We start from the raw sequence: 15,019 nt of genomic DNA, 5'->3' as shown, positions 1-15,019 counted from the left end.
AAGAGAATAAATCGCGCGTGGATGAGAGGCATCCGGCGCGCACGGCCTTGTTATACTATAACAATCACCGGCCGCCGGACGGAAGCACGTTATGAATCAGCGCGTCCCATATAACGACGTTCCGCAATATGAATGCGGATGCGATCGCCATTGCTCAGGTATTCCGGTACCTGAATGGATAAGCCGGTGCTCATGCCTGCGGGTTTGGAGCGAGCGCTGGCGGAGGCGCCTTTAATGCCCGGCGAGGTATCAACAATTTCCATATCGACGGTTTGTGGCAGTTCAAGCGCCAAGACCTGGCCATCCATCGTCAGCACCTGAATGCCGGGAATGCCACCTTCAGGAATAAACAGCAGCTCTTCTTCAATTTGCTCTTTTTTGAAGTTGTACGGCGTGTAGTCTTCGTCATCCATAAACACATACTCATCACCATCTATATAAGAGAAGGTGACGGCGCGGCGGCTAAGCGAAATGGCGTCAATAATATCGTCGCCTTTGAAGCGCTCTTCCACTTTCAGGCCGGTGCGGACATCGGTAAAACGCATTTTATAGAGCGTCGCGGCACCGCGAGCACTTGGGCTCTGTACATCAATGTCTTTCACCAGCAACAGTTTGCCGTTCCAGGTGACAGCCATCCCTTTTTTGATTTCATTTGCCTTTGGCATGGTGGTTTTCTCGCTGACAGGAGGTTAATGCGCGTCACGTTACTCGCGCGGCGAAAAACTGGCAAGTCAGCCAATGTAAAATTGTTGCCGGTGCATGGCATTCGCGGTCTGGGACTGTTATTGTCGCGGCGAATTGTCTGCAGGAGCGCATGATGTTTTGTCGTGACCAGTGCGGTGCCTGTTGCACAGCCCCCTCAATCTCGTCCCCGATTCCTGGCATGCCGCACGGCAAGCCGGCCAACACGCGTTGCGTGCAGCTTGATGAGCAACAGCGTTGCAAAATCTTTGGTTCACCGCTGCGTCCGGCGGTCTGTGCCGGCTTACAGCCCAGCGCCGAAATGTGCGGCAGCAGCCGTGATAGCGCCATGACATTTCTGCTTAAACTGGAAGCCGATACGGCGCCCTGAAGCACTGCTGACGCATAGCTGAAGAATTGGGCTTAGTGCCGTTGGTCTGTACAGCAAAAGCATCAGCCTGCCTGCCGGTAAAAATCTTAAATCCAACATGAAGTGTGCGGAACGTCAAAAATCTGCTACTCAGATCGCGCATTTTCTTGCCTGCTGTACGTGGCTGTACCATATTCCCTGAAACGTTTCAGCGTTGTCACTCCGGCTAAGTCCGCGATGCACAGCAGCTTTTTTCACCATCTAGCTGAAACGATTCAATACAGCAAGCGAGGAGAGATATGTTCCAGCTCGAAGTTCAGGCCATTCATACCGGTGCTAGCGCACAGAATAAAGAAGAGGCCATTCGTCAGGTTGCCGCTGCGTTAACCGCTGCAGGCAATGTGGCCGAAGGCTACGTTAACGGCATGCTGGCGCGCGAACAGCAAACCACCACTTTCCTGGGTAACGGCATCGCCATTCCGCACGGCACCACCGACACCCGCGACCTGGTGTTGAAAACCGGTGTCCAGGTTTATCAGTTCCCGCAGGGCGTGGATTGGGGCGAAGGGCAAACGGCGTATGTGGCGATCGGTATTGCCGCTAAATCGGATGAACACCTCGCGTTGCTGCGCCAGCTCACTCACGTATTAAGTGATGACAGCATTGCTGAACAGCTGAAAAACGCCTCGGCGGAAGATCTGCGTGCGCTGCTGATGGGCGAAAACCAGGCGGCAGAATTCAAATTCGATACCTCGCTGATTGCCGTTGATGTGGCGGCCAGCGATTTAATCACGTTACAGGCACTGAACGCCGGACGTCTGCAGGCTGCAGGCGCGGTGGACGCGTCATTTATTGCTGACGTGATTTCCCGCGCCCCACTGAGCCTCGGTCAGGGCATCTGGCTGAGCGACAGCGCCAACGGCAATCTCGGCAGCGCAGTGGCCGTAAGCCGCGCGGCAGCGCCATTCCAGCATCAGGGCGAAAACGTCGCGCTGTTGCTGACCGTGGCGGCTAACGATCAGCGTCCGCTGGAAGTGCTGGGCTATCTCAGCAACCTGCTGCTCAGCAACAAAGCTGAACGTCTGCTGAAGGCCGATGCCGCCGGTATTCTGGCGCTGCTGACCAGCGAAGTCGATGAAGCTGCCGAGCTGCTGACCGCTGAATTCACCATCCGCAACGAACACGGTCTGCACGCGCGTCCGGGCACGGCGCTGGTGACCGTCATCAAACAGTTCAACAGCGACATCACCGTAACTAATCTCGATGGCAGCGGTAAGCCTGCTAACGGCCGCAGCCTGATGAAAGTCGTTGCGCTCGGTGTGAAAAAAGGCCATCGCCTGCGCTTCACTGCCAGCGGCGAAGATGCACAGCAGGCGCTGAACGCAATTGAAGAAGCGATCAATTCTGGTTTAGGCGAGGGGGTTGCATGAGCCGTCGTGTCGCAACAATTACCTTAAACCCGGCTTACGATCTGGTCGGATACACGCCAGAAATTGAGCGCGGCGAAGTTAACCTGGTGAAAACCACCGGCCTGCACGCGGCGGGTAAAGGCATCAACGTTGCCAAAGTGCTGAAGGATCTCGGTATCGATGTCACCGTCGGCGGTTTCCTCGGCAAAGAGAATCAGGACGGCTTTCAGCAGCTGTTCAGCGAACTCGGCATCGCCAACCGTTTTCAGGTGGTGCAGGGCCGTACGCGTATTAACGTTAAGCTGACCGAAAAAGACGGCGATGTGACCGACCTGAATTTCTCTGGCTTTGAGGTCACCGCGCAGGATTGGGAGCGCTTCACCGCCGATTCTCTGACCTGGCTCGGACAGTTCGACATGGTGTGCGTCAGCGGCAGCTTGCCAGCCGGCGTGGCACCAGAAGCGTTCACTAAATGGATGAGCGATCTGCGCACGCTGTGCCCGTGCATCATCTTCGACAGCAGCCGCGAAGCGCTGGTTGCCGGTCTGAAAGCCGCGCCGTGGCTGGTGAAACCGAACCGCCGCGAGCTGGAGATTTGGGCTGGTCGCAAACTGCCTGCGCTGCAGGACGTGATCGGTGCTGCACATGAACTGCGTGAGCAAGGTATTGCGCACGTAGTGATTTCTCTCGGTGCTGAAGGTGCGCTGTGGGTGAATGCCTCCGGCGAATGGATCGCCAAACCGCCTGCCTGCGAAGTGGTCAGCACCGTCGGTGCCGGCGATTCGATGGTCGGCGGCCTGATTTACGGCTTGCTGATGCGTGAATCCAGCGAGCACACGCTGCGTCTGGCGACGGCAGTGGCGGCGATGGCCGTCAGCCAAAGCAACGTTGGCGTGAAAGATCGTACCCAGTTGGCCGCGATGATGGCGCGCGTCGACTTACAACCCGTTAACTAACAGCAGGAGAGCGATAATGAAAACGCTGCTGATAAAAGATTCTTCACTGGGACTGGCGTCAGGACATCTGGCGCTGGAACGTTTACGCGCGACGGCGGCACAAGCTGGCCTGATGCTGACCGACAATGCCGCCGAAGCTGAACTGGTGCTGGTTGCTGGCCACAATATGCCAAACGACGCAGAGCTGGCCGGTAAATCGCTGGCGCTGGTTGATGTGCAGCAAGCGCTGCGCGATCCGCTGGCGGCAATCAATCAAGCCAAAGCGAGTGCCAAAACCTGGCAGCCTGCGGCTGCAACCGCTGCCGCGCCAGTAGCTGCGCAGAGCGCTGCTCAGAAACGCATCGTGGCGGTGACCGCCTGCCCAACCGGCGTGGCGCATACCTTTATGGCTGCTGAAGCTATTCAGGCCGAAGCGACCAAGCGTGGCTGGTGGGTGAAAGTTGAAACCCGTGGTTCTGTGGGCGCAGGCAACGCGATTACCCCAGAAGAAGTGGCGGCGGCCGATCTGGTGATCGTCGCGGCTGATATCGATGTGGATCTGGCGAAATTTGCCGGTAAGCCGATGTACCGCACCTCAACCAGTCTGGCGCTGAAGAAAACTGCGCAGGAGCTGGATAAAGCGCAGGCCGAAGCGAAAACCTATCAGCCGAGCGGCAATCAGGCTGCCAGCGCACAGGGCGACAGCAAAGAGAAAGCCGGTGCCTATCGTCACCTGCTGACTGGCGTTTCGTACATGCTGCCGATGGTGGTTGCCGGTGGTTTAAGCATCGCGCTGTCATTTGCCTTTGGTATCACCGCATTCAAAGAGCCGGGCACCTTAGCGGCGGCACTGATGCAGATCGGTGGCGGCAGCGCCTTCGCGCTGATGGTGCCGGTGTTAGCCGGTTTCATTGCCTTCTCGATTGCGGATCGTCCGGGTCTGACGCCTGGTTTGATTGGCGGTATGATCGCCACCAGCATTAACGCCGGTTTCCTGGGCGGTATCATCGCCGGTTTCATTGCCGGTTACGCCGCGAAAATGCTCAGCAGCAAAGTGAAACTGCCGCAGAGTATGGAAGCGCTGAAGCCGATTCTGATTATTCCGCTGGTGGCGAGTTTAATTACCGGTTTGCTGATGATTTACGTGGTAGGTAAGCCGGTGGCGGGCATCATGACTGGCCTGACAACCTGGCTGGCCAATATGGGTACCGCGAACGCAGTGCTGCTGGGCGCGATTCTCGGTGGCATGATGTGTACCGACATGGGCGGTCCGGTGAACAAAGTGGCCTATGCGTTTGGTGTTGGTCTGCTGAGTTCACAAACCTACGCACCGATGGCGGCCATTATGGCAGCCGGTATGGTACCACCGCTGGCGATGGGCCTGGCGACGCTGGTTGCGCGTCGTAAGTTCAACAAAGGTCAGCAGGAAGGTGGTAAAGCGGCGTTGGTGCTTGGGCTGTGCTTCATCTCTGAAGGTGCGATTCCGTTCGCGGCGCGTGATCCAATGCGTGTGCTGCCGTGCTGTATCATTGGCGGCGCGGTAACCGGTGCGATTTCCATGGCGATTGGCGCGAAACTGATGGCACCGCACGGTGGTCTGTTCGTCCTTCTGATTCCAGGCGCGATTACCCCAGTATTGGGTTATCTGCTGGCGATTGTGATTGGTACTGCGGTAGCGGGACTTGGCTACGCCATCCTGAAAAGACCGGAAGAAGAGCTGGTTAAAGCCGCGTAATCTTCGTCACACATAAAAAAGGGAGCTGCGGCTCCCTTTTGTTTAATCAGATAATTAACCCTGCTGCTCCGACTTCAACCATGCAATCTCATCCTTCCAGATATCCGGATTAATGGTTTCCAGAATCATGGGAATGCCGTCAAAACGTTTATCTTTCATCAGCCAGCTAAACGCGGTTTTACCGATATTGCCTTCACCCAGACTGTGATGGCGGTCGACGCGACTGCCCAGCGTGCTCTTGGCATCATTCAGGTGCATACCGCGCAGATACTGGAAACCAACGATGCGCTCAAAGTCGCTGAAGGTCTCGGCGCAGGCTTCTTCGGTACGCAGGTCGTAACCGCCCGCAAAGGCGTGGCAGGTATCAATGCACACGCCAACGCGCGACTTATCTTCCACGTGCTCAATAATGGTGGCGAGGTGCTCGAAGCGGAAACCGAGATTGCTGCCCTGACCGGCGGTGTTTTCGATCACCGCCACCACGCTGCTGGTTTTATCCAGCGCGATGTTGATCGATTCGGCGATACGCTTCAGGCAGGCTTCTTCTTCAATCTGCTTCAGATGGCTGCCTGGGTGGAAGTTCAGCAAGGTCAAACCCAACTGCTCGGCACGCTGCATCTCATCGAGGAAAGCCTCGCGCGATTTCTCCAGCGCTTCCATCACCGGATGGCCGAGGTTAATCAGATAGCTATCGTGCGGCAGAATCTGCGCGGAGGTGAAGTTGTAACGATCGCAGGCGGTTTTGAACGCATCGATCACTTCTCCTGACAGCGGTGCGGCTTTCCACTGGCGCTGATTTTTGGTGAACAGCGCAAAGGCTGTGGCTTCGAGTTCGTGGGCACGGATAACTGCCTGGTCCACGCCGCCTGATGCACTGACATGTGCGCCGATATATTTCATGCCGCTCTCCTGATTGGGCGATTGCTGCTGCAAAGCTGCCCATCATAGCGGATGCGGTTACGCCATGAAATGTTGCACCAGCACATTGAGTGCTCCGCCGCCGAGAATTAACCAGCCAAACATCACCAATCCCAGCAGCAAGGGTTTACAGCCAGCCTGTTTCAGGGCGCTAAAGCGCGTAGTCAAACCCAGCGCAGCCATCGCCATCGCCAGCAGCAGATTGGCCAGCTGATTCAGCGTGCTAACAATATTGGCAGGCAGCAGATGCAGCGAGTTAAACAGCGCCACCGCAATAAACAGCAGCGCGAACCAGGGAAAACGAATCGCTTGTTGCTGTGCGTTGTGGCTAGGCTGACGTTTCAGCCAGCTTCCCAGCATCAGCAAGAAGGGCGCTAACATCATCACGCGCAGCATTTTGGCAATCACGGCGGTGTTTTCGGCCTCGGCACCCATCGCGTGTCCTGCCGCGACAACCTGCGCCACTTCATGCAACGTCGAACCGGTGAAGATACCGAAATGTTCCGCGCTGACCGTTGGAAGCAGCGACCACAACATCGGATACAGCACGATGCCAACGGTACCAAACAGCACCACAGTCGCAACAGCCACCGCCACTTTTGACGGCGCAGCCTTAACGATAGGTTCACTCGCCAGCACCGCCGCCGCGCCACAAATGCTGCTGCCCGCCCCAATCAGCCACACGGTTTCGCGATCCATCTTCAGCAGACGAATGCCGATAAAACAGGTCAGCAGGAAAGTGGAGCTGAGAACCATCACATCAATCAATACGCCGCTAAGACCGACATCAGCAATCTGCTGCACGGTAATATGAAAGCCATACAGGATGATGCCGAGGCGCAGCAAGCGCTGTTTCGCCAGCATTACGCCGCTGTCACAGGCGCCGGCCATCTGCGGATAAAGGGTGTTACCGAGCACGATGCCCAAAATAATCGCTAACGTCAGCGCACCGAATCCGGCCCCGGCCAACCAAGACTGATTGCTTAACCACGCCGCGGTACCGGCAATCGCCACGGTCAACAGCAAACCCGGCAGCCAGTGATGTAGATGAAACGGGGTTTTATTCACGCTTAACTCAGCCATACTTTTCTCCTGTAGGGGCACCATTCCTGGCGACCTTCTAACATTCAATCTCTGCCTCAAGCCTGCGCTGCGCTGGTATAAAAGTAAAATTGATAATATATTTATAATTAACCAGAATAAGTAATATAAAGGAACCGCATGCACATCACGTTGCGCCAGATTGAAGTGTTTACCGAAGTGCTGAAGAGCGGCTCGACGACGCAGGCCTCGCAGGTGCTGGCGCTGTCGCAGTCGGCGGTGAGCGCCGCGTTAGCAGATTTGGAAAACCAACTCGGTGTGCAGCTGTTTGACCGCGTCGGTAAGCGGTTGGTGGTGAATGAGCATGGCCGTTTACTCTATCCGCGCGCCGTGGGTTTGATGGAGCAGGCGGGCGAAATCGAACAGCTGTTTAAGGAAGATAACGGGGCGATTCGCCTGTTCGCCAGCAGCACCATCGGTAATTACCTGCTGCCGGGCATGATCGCCGCCTATCGCCGCGATTTCCCGGCGTTGCCGCTGGAGCTGAGCGTCGGCAACAGTCAGGATGCGATTAATGCGGTGGCGGATTTCCGCGTCGATATCGGTTTGATCGAAGGTCCGTGCCACGAGCTGGATATTATCAGCGAGCCGTGGCTGGAAGATGAGCTGGTGGTGTTTGCCGCGCCGGATGCCGCCATCCTGCAGCAGCCGATTACGCTGGAAGCGCTCGCCGCCGCGCCGTGGATTCTACGCGAGCGCGGTTCAGGCACGCGCGAGATCGTTGATTATCTGCTGCTGTCGCATCTGCCACAGTTTCAGCTCGGCATGGAGTTAGGCAATTCAGAGGCGATTAAACACGCGGTGCGTCACGGCATGGGCATCAGCTGTTTGTCGCGGCGGGTGATTGAGGATCTGCTGGAAGCCGGCACGCTGGTGGAAGTCGCGATCCCATTGCCGCGCCTGACGCGCACGCTGTATCGCATCCATCATCGACAGAAGCATGTGTCCAAAGCGTTGAGCCGTTTCCTGTCGTATTGCCGTGAATAATCACAGCGCTGATCACGCTGCGGCTAATAATTCCCGGCCGATCATGAAGGTAACTAATAACCCGACGTGAATGCTATACAGCTTGGGGCTAGCTGCTACAATCTCGCCTCATTTTTATCCAGCATAGCGTTTACACATGCATAATGACTCAAAAACAACACAACAACCTGGATTGCGCCGTGAATTAAAAGCGCGTCATCTCACCATGATCGCCATTGGTGGTTCCATCGGTACCGGCCTGTTTGTCGCCTCGGGTGCCACCATTTCTCAGGCCGGACCCGGCGGCGCGCTGCTCTCCTATGCGCTCATCGGCCTGATGGTTTACTTCCTGATGACCAGCCTCGGCGAACTCGCGGCCTTTATGCCGGTTTCTGGCTCCTTCTCCACCTACGGTTCAAAATATGTTGAAGAAGGCTTCGGCTTCGCGCTGGGCTGGAACTATTGGTACAACTGGGCGGTGACCATCGCCGTTGACCTCGTCGCCTCGCAGCTCGTCATGAACTACTGGTTCCCGGACACGCCCGGCTGGATCTGGAGCGCACTGTTCCTTGGCCTGATGTTCCTGCTCAACTACATCTCAGTCAAAGGCTTCGGCGAAGCGGAATATTGGTTCTCGCTGATCAAAGTGACCACCGTCATCATCTTTATTGTGGTTGGCGTGTTGATGATCACCGGCATCATGCGCGGCGCAGAAAACGCCGGCTGGCATAACTGGACCGTGGGCGAAGCGCCGTTCGCCGGTGGTTTTGCTGCGATGATAGGCGTGGCGATGATCGTTGGCTTCTCCTTCCAGGGCACCGAGCTGATCGGTATCGCGGCCGGTGAATCTGAGGATCCGGCGAAGAACATTCCGCGCGCGGTGCGTCAGGTATTCTGGCGAATTCTGCTGTTCTATATCTTCGCTATTCTGATCATTAGCCTGATTCTGCCGTACACCGATCCGAAGCTGCTGCATAACGATGTCACCGATATCGCCATCAGCCCGTTCACGCTGGTGTTCCAGAATGCCGGGCTGCTTTCGGCGGCAGCGGTAATGAACGCAGTGATTCTGACGGCGGTACTGTCGGCGGGTAACTCCGGCATGTACGCCTCAACGCGTATGCTGTTCAACCTGGCACGCGAAGGTAAAGCGCCACGCATTTTCGGCAAGCTGTCGAAAGGTGGCGTGCCGCGTAACGCGCTGATTGCTACCACCGTGGTGGCGGGATTGTGCTTCCTGAGCTCGAAATTTGGTAACCAGGAAGTTTACCTGTGGCTACTGAACACCTCAGGCATGACCGGTTTTATTGCCTGGTTGGGTATCGCCATTAGCCATTACCGTTTCCGTCGCGGTTATATCGCGCAGGGTCACAACCTGGCCGATTTGCCGTACCGTTCGGGCTTCTTCCCGCTGGGACCGATCTTCGCTTTCATTTTGTGTCTGATCATTACGCTGGGACAGAACTATCAGGCGTTCCTCGCTGACCGCATTGATTGGTATGGCGTGGCCGCAACCTATATTGGTCTGCCGCTGTTCCTGATTATTTGGTTGGGCTACAAGCTGACACGCGGTTCGCGCTTCGTGAAATACAGCGAGATGGAGTTCCCGACATTTAAAGAGTAGTCATACCCTTGCGCGATAAATCGCGCCGCTACGAATAAGGTGCACGTGTAGTAGCGGCGCAATTTATTGCGCATTGTTTTGGATTTTGTTACTCAGATTGAATTGATAATTATTATCACCTGCACTATTGTGGCTGCCGTTATGATTTCGACAAGAAACGGGTAGAACAATGCGTACCACCGACGCCACGCTGCTGGCGGAAAACGGCCTCGAAACCGACACCATGACGCGTTATCGTCAGGTACTGCGCCAGCGACTGATGTTAATTGGCGTGCTGGCGCTGGCGATATTAGCGTCAGTGATTCTTGATTTCACCCTCGGCCCGGCTGGGCTCTCCCTCGACACCTTATGGCAAACGCTGACGCATCCCGATGCGGTCGATGCGGGCACCCGCGTGATTGTCTGGGATATTCGTTTACCGTACGCCTTGATGGCGGTGGTGGTGGGCTTCTCGCTCGGCCTTGCCGGTGCAGAGATGCAAACCATCCTGAATAACCCGCTTGCCAGCCCGTTTACGCTCGGCGTTTCGTCGGCGGCGGCCTTTGGTGCGGCGCTGGCCATCGTTCTTGGTATCGGCATTCCTGGCGTGCCGGATCAGTGGTTTATCTCCGCCAACGCGTTTGTGTTTGCGCTATTTGCCGCCTTGATGCTGGATGGCGTGACGCGCTGGACCAAAGTTTCGACCTCTGGCGTGGTGCTGTTTGGTATCGCACTGGTGTTCACCTTCAACGCATTAGTCTCAATGATGCAATTCATCGCCAGCGAAGATACTTTGCAGGGCCTGGTGTTCTGGACCATGGGCAGCCTCGCGCGCGCCTCGTGGGAAAAGCTCGGCGTATTAACCGCCGCCTTTGCCATCCTGATTCCGTTCTCGATGCTCAGCAGCTGGAAGCTGACCGCGCTGCGCCTCGGCGAAGATCGCGCGGTGAGTTTCGGTATCGACGTGCGCCGTCTGCGCCTGGCAACGCTGCTGCGCATCAGTATTCTCTCTGCGCTGGCGGTGGCGTTTGTCGGCCCAATTGGTTTCATCGGTCTGGTCGCGCCACACATTGCGCGCATGATGTTTGGTGAAGATCACCGCTATTACCTGCCAGCCAGCGCGCTGGTCGGTGCGCTGGTGCTGTCGCTGGCTTCGGTGGCGTCGAAAAACCTGATTCCCGGCGTGATCATTCCGGTGGGAATTGTGACGTCGCTGGTCGGCGTGCCGTTCTTCCTCAGCATTATTCTGCGTCATCGGGGGACGGTGTAATGGAGCAGGGATTACGTCTCAAGCATTTCTCCGCCGGTTATCCGAAACGCAAGGTGATTGACGATCTCAACGTGCCGGAACTGCCGCAGGGCAAAATCACCGTGTTGCTTGGCCCCAACGGCTGCGGCAAATCGACGCTGTTGCGCGCGCTGGCTGGTTTGGGCAAAGGGCAGGGCGAGCTGTGGCTGAACGGTGAAGAGCTGATGAGCCAGCCGTTTGCGCGCCGGGCGCAGCGTGTGGTTTATCTGCCGCAAAGTTTGCCGGCGGGCGTGCATCTGCACGTGCTGGAGTCGATTATCGTGGCGCAGCGTGCGTCGGGTGGCTTGCACAGCGCCTCGAGCGAAGCGGAGATCATGCATCTACTCGAGCAGCTCGGCATCGCGCATTTAGCCATGCGTTATCTCGATCAGCTTTCGGGCGGGCAGAAGCAGTTGGTGGGTCTGGCGCAATCGCTGATTCGCCGTCCGGAACTGTTGCTGCTGGATGAACCGCTCAGCGCGCTGGATCTTAACTACCAGTTCCACGTGATGGATCTGGTGCGTCGTGAAACCCGGTTGCGCAATATTGTGACGGTGGTGGTGGTGCACGATATCAACATCGCGCTGCGTCATGCGGATCACGCGTTGATGCTGAAGGATGGCAATCTGCTGGCGGACGGCGAGCCGTCGCAGGTGATTACGCCGGAGACGTTGGCGCAGGTGTATGGCGTGCGCGGCCGTATCGAGCACTGCTCACGCGGCATGCCGCAGGTGATGATCGACGGGCTGGCGGAGACGTTGGTGTAGTTAGGTAGGTGCACGCTGTCCCCCAAAGGGTGCACGCTGTCCCCCTCCTCGGTCCTCCCCCATTAATGGGGGAGGAAGATGCTGCTATATGTGAGTAAATAAGCTGCATGTGGCAGCGTCTCCTTCCCCCGTTTACGGGGGAAGGCCGGGATGGGGGGCAGCCAGCAGGATCTGGAACAGCCAGCACCATCACACCAACAAATGCTTCGCGTGGAAACGCAGATGATCTTCCACGAAGCTGGCGATAAAGAAGTAGCTATGGTCATAACCCGGCTGAATGCGTAGCTCCAGCGGGAAACCTTGCTCACGCGCCACCGCTTCCAGTCGCTCTGGACGCAGCTGATCGGCGAGGAACTGATCGCTATCCCCTTGATCAATCAGAATCGGCAAGCGCTGTTCCACGTCACGCATCAACAGGCAACTATCCCATTCACGCCACGTCTGACGATCTTCACCCAGGTATGCGGCAAAGGCCTTCTGCCCCCAAGGCACTTCGGTAGGATTGACGATTGGCGCGAAGGCAGAAGCAGACGCAAAACGTCCGCCAAGACGCAATGCCAACACCAGCGCACCGTGACCGCCCATTGAATGACCCATCACCGACTGACGATCGCTCAGCTTAAAGTTATCCGCCACCAACTCCGGCAGCTCCGCGCTGAGGTAATCGAACATGCGGAAGTTCGCCGCCCACGGCTGCTGCGTGGCGTTGAGGTAGAAACCTGCGCCCTGGCCGAGATCGTAACCGCTGTCGTTCGCTACCTCGTCACCGCGCGGGCTGGTGTCTGGCATAATCAGCACCAAACCCAGCTGCGCAGCCACGCGCTGGGCGCCGGCTTTGGTGGTGAAGTTCTCATCGCTGCAGGTCAATCCGGCGAGAAACCACACCACTGGCGGCGGTGCGTCACTCTGCGGCGGCGGCAGAAAAATGCTGAAGGTCATCGGACAGTTCAGCACGGCCGACTGATGACGCCAGCGCTGCTGCCAGCCACCAAAAATGCGATGCTCTTCTAACAGCTCCAAAGTGGAAGCCATAACGTCTCCTGATTACTTAGTAAAATGCACCACCGTACGGATGGATTTCCCTTCATGCATCAGATCAAAGGCGTCGTTAATCTCTTCCAGCGGCAGGTTGTGGGTGATGAAATCGTTCAGGGCGAATTTACCGTCGAGGTAATCCTGCACGATGCCCGGCAACTGTGAACGGCCTTTAACGCCACCAAAAGCGGAACCACGCCATACGCGACCGGTCACCAGCTGGAATGGACGGGTAGAAATCTCCTGGCCCGCACCAGCCACGCCGATAATCACTGATTCGCCCCAACCTTTGTGGCAGCACTCCAGCGCCGAACGCATCACGTTAACGTTACCGATGCACTCGAAGGAGAAATCCACGCCGCCGTCGGTCAGTTCAACGATCACATCCTGAATCGGCTTATCGTGATCTTTCGGGTTGATCAGATCGGTGGCACCCAATTTGCGCGCCAGATCGAATTTACTGGTGTTGAGATCGATACCGATGATGCGACCGGCTTTCGCCATCTTCGCGCCGATAATCGCCGACAAACCAATGCCGCCGAGGCCGAAGATCGCCACGGTATCGCCTTCTTTCACTTTGGCCGTGTTCATCACCGCGCCCATGCCGGTGGTGACGCCGCAGCCCAGCAGGCACACTTCTTCCAGAGGCGCTTCTTTGCTGATCACCGCCAGCGAGATTTCCGGTACCACGGTGTATTCAGAGAAGGTTGAGGTGCCCATGTAGTGGAAAATCGGCTTGCCGTCTTTGAAGAAGCGGGTGGTGCCGTCTGGCATCAAACCTTTGCCCTGGGTGGCGCGAATCGCCTGGCAGAGGTTGGTTTTGCCCGAGAGACAGAACTTACACTTGCCGCACTCTGGGGTGTAAAGCGGGATCACGTGGTCGCCGACGGCCACGCTGGTCACGCCTTCACCCACCGCTTCCACCACGCCGCCGCCTTCGTGACCGAGGATCGCCGGGAATACGCCTTCCGGATCTTGTCCCGACAAGGTGTAAGCATCGGTGTGGCACACGCCAGTAGCCACGATGCGCACCAGCACTTCACCTTTTTGCGGTGGCATCAGATCCACTTCTTCGATTTTCAGCGGTTCGCCAGCTGCCCAGGCAACGGCGGCGCGGGTTTTAATCATGTTCATGCAATCCCTCTTCCTGTAGATGCGGGGTAAGTGGCCCCGATGGTCGTGATGTCGATAAAACAGAAACTCACTCGGCAACGTGCAGCGGATGCCGTAACTCGTCGTTAACCGGGCGATCGTCAAACAGTTCAATAATCAAGTATTTCAGCGCTTCCACATTGGGCGTAAACGCATCGCGCCGCCACATCAGCCAGGTGGCGGTATCGCGGTAAGCAGGCGGTAGCGCATGTTCCTGCACGCGTGCGCGCGCCGGCATTTGTGCCAGCACCGAGGCGGGAATCATCGCCACGCCCGCGCCGCCGGCCACACACGCCACCATCGCGTGGTAAGACTGTATCTCCATCACGCTGCTCGGCGCGGTCTGGCTTTCGCGATACCAGGCTTCCAGCTTGGTGCGGTAGGAACAGCTGTTGCGGAAAGCAAACAGCGTGTCGCCTTGCACATCGCGCGCGCTGGCAATCGGCGCATGTTCCGGGCTGGTGATCAGCACCATCTGCTCATTAAAGGCAATGCAGCCATTGAGATCGTCGTGCGCCACCGGACCATCCACCAGCGCGGCGGCCAGCGTGCCTTCCCGCACTTTGTCGATGATTTCACCGGAAGTATTGGTGATCAGCGACAGTTCCACGGCGGGAAAACGCTGGTGATAGGCCGCCAGGAGGGCAGGGAGGCGCGTCGCGGCGGTGCTCTCCATCGAACCGAGCGCGAAGTTACCGCCCGGCTCACCGGCGCGCGCCATGTTCAGTGCTTCATCGCTCAATGCCAGGATGCGCTGCGCATAGTTAAGAAAATTGTGGCCCATTGGCGACAGGCGAATGCGTTGCTTCTCACGAATAAACAGATCAACGCCAATTTCATCTTCCAGCTGGCGCAGACGCGTGGTGAGATTAGAAGGTACGCGATGGAGTTGCTCGGCGGCACGCGCCAGCGAACCTGATTCGGCGACGGAGCAAAACATGCGGAGCTGTACTAAATCCATATTCTCTTCTCGTAAGCAACTTGGTTAGTATTATTCACTTTCCGTGAGTTTAAACGTCATGCATGCTAGTGACAAGTGATAAAACATTCTGAGGTCGG

Annotated in this window: 14 protein-coding genes; 8 read left to right on the top strand and 6 right to left on the bottom strand. The window is 57.0% G+C overall.

Annotated features, from left to right (window positions below; translation table 11 throughout):
• Positions 1–89: 89 nt before the first annotated feature.
• The gene (yeiP, locus tag KVT28_RS12240; RefSeq protein ID WP_008105009.1) at positions 90–665 is read right to left on the bottom strand and encodes an elongation factor P-like protein YeiP; all 576 of its coding nucleotides are present in this window, start codon (positions 663–665) and stop codon (positions 90–92) included.
• Positions 666–817: 152 nt separating this feature from the next.
• Between yeiP and KVT28_RS12235 the strand changes: the two genes are divergently transcribed.
• The 4 genes from KVT28_RS12235 (at position 818) to fruA (ending at position 5,130) form a co-directional block, all read left to right on the top strand.
• A complete protein-coding gene (locus tag KVT28_RS12235; RefSeq protein ID WP_008105007.1) occupies positions 818–1,072 on the top strand; it encodes a YkgJ family cysteine cluster protein in 255 nt (84 codons plus the stop codon).
• A 278-nt stretch (positions 1,073–1,350) separates the two neighbouring features.
• Positions 1,351–2,481, top strand: a complete 1,131-nt coding sequence (gene fruB / locus KVT28_RS12230; RefSeq protein WP_217548695.1) for a fused PTS fructose transporter subunit IIA/HPr protein — start codon at positions 1,351–1,353, stop codon at positions 2,479–2,481.
• Positions 2,478–3,416: a 1-phosphofructokinase gene (gene fruK, locus KVT28_RS12225; protein ID WP_101763702.1), complete on the top strand. Its 939-nt coding sequence runs from the start codon at positions 2,478–2,480 to the stop codon at positions 3,414–3,416. The genes fruB and fruK overlap by 4 nt, the downstream gene beginning before the upstream one ends.
• Positions 3,417–3,432: 16 nt before the next feature.
• Positions 3,433–5,130 carry a PTS fructose transporter subunit IIBC gene (gene fruA, locus KVT28_RS12220; RefSeq protein ID WP_217548693.1) on the top strand — a complete coding sequence of 566 codons (1,698 nt, stop codon included), beginning with the start codon at positions 3,433–3,435 and terminating at the stop codon, positions 5,128–5,130.
• Positions 5,131–5,184: 54 nt separating this feature from the next.
• Here fruA and nfo read toward each other — a convergent pair whose 3' ends face one another.
• Positions 5,185–6,030, bottom strand: a complete 846-nt coding sequence (nfo, locus tag KVT28_RS12215; RefSeq protein ID WP_101763704.1) for a deoxyribonuclease IV — start codon at positions 6,028–6,030, stop codon at positions 5,185–5,187.
• Between the two features lie 57 nt (positions 6,031–6,087).
• Positions 6,088–7,131 (bottom strand): YeiH family putative sulfate export transporter, encoded by a 1,044-nt coding sequence (locus tag KVT28_RS12210; protein ID WP_217548691.1) that lies wholly within the window; start codon positions 7,129–7,131, stop codon positions 6,088–6,090.
• Positions 7,132–7,269: 138 nt separating this feature from the next.
• On the opposite strand from KVT28_RS12210, the gene yieE reads away from it, so the two are divergent.
• From yieE to KVT28_RS12190, 4 genes are all read left to right on the top strand, one after another.
• Positions 7,270–8,136, top strand: coding sequence for a DNA-binding transcriptional regulator YeiE (yieE, locus tag KVT28_RS12205; protein WP_101763706.1), 867 nt, complete (start codon positions 7,270–7,272; stop codon positions 8,134–8,136).
• 136 nt (positions 8,137–8,272) lie between these two features.
• Entirely contained in the window at positions 8,273–9,739 is a 1,467-nt protein-coding gene (locus tag KVT28_RS12200) for an amino acid permease (RefSeq protein WP_101763707.1), read from the top strand.
• Positions 9,740–9,908: 169 nt separating this feature from the next.
• The gene (locus KVT28_RS12195) at positions 9,909–10,988 is read left to right on the top strand and encodes an iron ABC transporter permease (protein WP_101763708.1); all 1,080 of its coding nucleotides are present in this window, start codon (positions 9,909–9,911) and stop codon (positions 10,986–10,988) included.
• Positions 10,988–11,773, top strand: a complete 786-nt coding sequence (locus tag KVT28_RS12190; RefSeq protein WP_110866609.1) for an ABC transporter ATP-binding protein — start codon at positions 10,988–10,990, stop codon at positions 11,771–11,773. Before KVT28_RS12195 ends, KVT28_RS12190 begins: the two co-directional genes overlap by 1 nt.
• Positions 11,774–11,962: 189 nt before the next feature.
• On the opposite strand, the gene fghA is transcribed toward KVT28_RS12190, so the two are convergent.
• From fghA to KVT28_RS12175, 3 genes are all read right to left on the bottom strand, one after another.
• Positions 11,963–12,805 carry an S-formylglutathione hydrolase gene (gene fghA, locus KVT28_RS12185; protein WP_137386162.1) on the bottom strand — a complete coding sequence of 281 codons (843 nt, stop codon included), beginning with the start codon at positions 12,803–12,805 and terminating at the stop codon, positions 11,963–11,965.
• 12 nt (positions 12,806–12,817) lie between these two features.
• A complete protein-coding gene (locus KVT28_RS12180; protein ID WP_064739274.1) occupies positions 12,818–13,942 on the bottom strand; it encodes an S-(hydroxymethyl)glutathione dehydrogenase/class III alcohol dehydrogenase in 1,125 nt (374 codons plus the stop codon).
• Positions 13,943–14,009: 67 nt separating this feature from the next.
• Positions 14,010–14,921, bottom strand: a complete 912-nt coding sequence (locus KVT28_RS12175; RefSeq protein WP_101763711.1) for a LysR family transcriptional regulator — start codon at positions 14,919–14,921, stop codon at positions 14,010–14,012.
• Positions 14,922–15,019 lie beyond the last annotated feature (98 nt).

The sequence above is a fragment of the Pantoea sp. GbtcB22 genome, assembly GCF_019091025.1.
Classification (GTDB): Bacteria; Pseudomonadota; Gammaproteobacteria; order Enterobacterales; family Enterobacteriaceae; genus Pantoea; species Pantoea leporis.
The sequence above is the reverse complement of the archived record's forward strand: the minus strand, read 5'-3'. Positions and strand labels throughout refer to the sequence as shown.